Source organism: Rhodobacter sp. TJ_12 (genome assembly GCF_020023995.1).
GTDB lineage: Bacteria > Pseudomonadota > Alphaproteobacteria > Rhodobacterales > Rhodobacteraceae > Rhodobacter.
Map to the genome: position 1 here is coordinate 1 of NZ_NRRD01000022.1, position 2,500 is coordinate 2,500.

Below are 2,500 nucleotides of genomic sequence, written 5' to 3' on the forward strand. Positions count from 1 at the left end.
CGCGGGAGCGCCGGGCGGTCATGTGATTGAGCTTTATGGGGAGTTGGGGTCGATTTTGTCTTTGGGGGAGGTTTCGAAAGCAAAACCCCGCCTTGGCGTAGGCGGGGTGTCGGATTCTATGGTTGCGGGGGTAGGATTTGAACCTACGACCTTCAGGTTATGAGCCTGACGAGCTACCGGGCTGCTCCACCCCGCGCCGGTGTTTTGTTGCGCTGCGGACCCCGAGTTTTATATTATTGATCGGGGTATTGTATCGTTATGAGAGAACATGGCTTCTTACTAGGTTTGGCGGTGACCTACTCTCCCACGTCTTAAGACGCAGTACCATCGGCGTGTTGGCCCTTAACGGCCGAGTTCGGGATGGGATCGGGTGTTTAGCCAACGCTATGACCACCAAACCGAGGAAGAAGCCATCATGTCCAAGTCGTAGCACATCAAACTGATCGCGCTGGTGCCGCGAAGCGGCCTCCGGCATTGAGCCGGCGCGAAGCGTTCTTTTCTAACCAATCATGTATACTTGCTTTTGATCATGAGCCTTGCTGCTACTGGATCAAATCAAGCCAATCGGGCAATTAGTACCGGTCAACTGAACGCGTTGCCGCGCTTACATCTCCGGCCTATCGACGTGGTGGTCTTCCACGGCCCTCAAGGGATACCTAGTTTTGAAGGGGGCTTCACGCTTAGATGCCTTCAGCGTTTATCCTGTCCGCTCATAGCTACCCAGCACTACCGTTGGCACGATAACTGGTCCACCAGTGGAGCGTTCACCCCGGTCCTCTCGTACTAGGGGCAACTCTTCTCAAGTATCCTACACCCACGGCAGATAGGGACCGAACTGTCTCACGACGTTCTAAACCCAGCTCACGTACCTCTTTAAATGGCGAACAGCCATACCCTTGGGACCTGCTCCAGCCCCAGGATGAGATGAGCCGACATCGAGGTGCCAAACGATGCCGTCGATATGGACTCTTGGGCATCATCAGCCTGTTATCCCCAGAGTACCTTTTATCCGTTGAGCGATGGCCCTCCCACTTGGGACCACCGGATCACTATGGCCGACTTTCGTCTCTGCTCGACTTGTCAGTCTTGCAGTCAGGCTGGCTTCTGCCATTGCACTCAACGACCGATTTCCGACCGGTCTGAGCCAACCTTCGCGCGCCTCCGTTACGATTTGGGAGGCGACCGCCCCAGTCAAACTCCCCACCATGCATGGTCCCGGACCCGGATAACGGGTCGCGGTTAGACATCAAGAGTGCGAAGGGTGGTATCTCAAGGATGGCTCCACCGGAACTGGCGTCCCGGTTTCAAAGCCTACCACCTATCCTGCACATCACAATCCTGATGCCAGTGCAAAGCTAGAGTAAAGGTTCATGGGGTCTTTCCGTCTAACCGCGGGTAGTGTGCATCTTGACACACAGTTCAATTTCGCTGAGTCCACGTTTGAGACAGCGGGGAGATCGTTACGCCATTCGTGCAGGTCGGAACTTACCCGACAAGGAATTTCGCTACCTTAGGACCGTTATAGTTACGGCCGCCGTTTACTGGGGCTTCAATTCGGAGCTTGCACCCCTCCTTTTAACCTTCCAGCACCGGGCAGGCGTCAGACCCTATACGTCGCCTTGCGGCTTCGCAGAGCCCTATGTTTTAAGTAAACAGTCGCCACCCCCTAGTTTGTGCCCCCCACCCATGGTTGCCCATGAATGGGGCCTCCTTCTCGCGAACTTACGGAGGCATTTTGCCGAGTTCCTTAAACGTGGTTCTCTCAAGCGCCTTGGTATACTCTACCAGTCCACCTGTGTCGGTTTCGGGTACGGTCTCATGGAGGGCTATTTCCAGGGACCCCTAAGCAGCCCGTTCAATCCGATAAGAACGAACTACCCTCGGGATCCGTCACATCCTCCTGGCCCAGGAATATTAACCTGGTTCCCATCGACTACGCCTTTCGGCCTCGCCTTAGGGGCCGGCTTACCCTGCTCAGATTAGCTTTAAGCAGGAACCCTTGGACTTTCGGCGACAGGGTCTCTCACCCTGTTTGTCGCTACTCATGTCAACATTCTCGCTTCTGATCACTCCACCGGATCCCTCACAGGCCGGCTTCACAGTCAACACCATATCCGACCAAGGCTTTCCCGAAGGAAAGCTAAAGTCGGACGGTGTTATATCACAGAACGCTCCGCTACCACGCACATCGCTGTGCATCCAAAGCTTCGGCTCGTGGCTTGAGCCCCGTTACATCTTCGCCGCAAGACCTCTTAATTAGACCAGTGAGCTGTTACGCTATCTTTAAAGGATGGCTGCTTCTAAGCCAACCTCCTGGTTGTTTTGGAAGTCTCACATGCTTTCCCACTTAGCCACGAATTGGGGGCCTTAGCTGTTGGTCAGGGTTGTTTCCCTCTTCACGACGGACGTTAGCACCCGCCGTGTGTCTCCCGGATAGTACTCTGCGGTATTCGGAGTTTACTTAGACTCAGTAAGGCTGTGGGCCCCCATCATCCATGTA

1 tRNA gene and 2 rRNA genes (1 of these 3 cut by a window edge) are annotated in these 2,500 nt (G+C 54.8%); all 3 read right to left on the reverse strand.

Annotated elements, in window-relative coordinates:
• Positions 1–119: 119 nt before the first annotated feature.
• Positions 120–196 (reverse strand) — tRNA-Met (locus CKO11_RS14140).
• An 87-nt stretch (positions 197–283) separates the two neighbouring features.
• Positions 284–398: ribosomal RNA gene (gene rrf, locus CKO11_RS14145) — 5S ribosomal RNA — on the reverse strand.
• A gap of 153 nt (positions 399–551) precedes the next feature.
• Positions 552–2,500, reverse strand: a 23S ribosomal RNA gene (locus tag CKO11_RS14150); it runs 887 nt beyond the window's last position.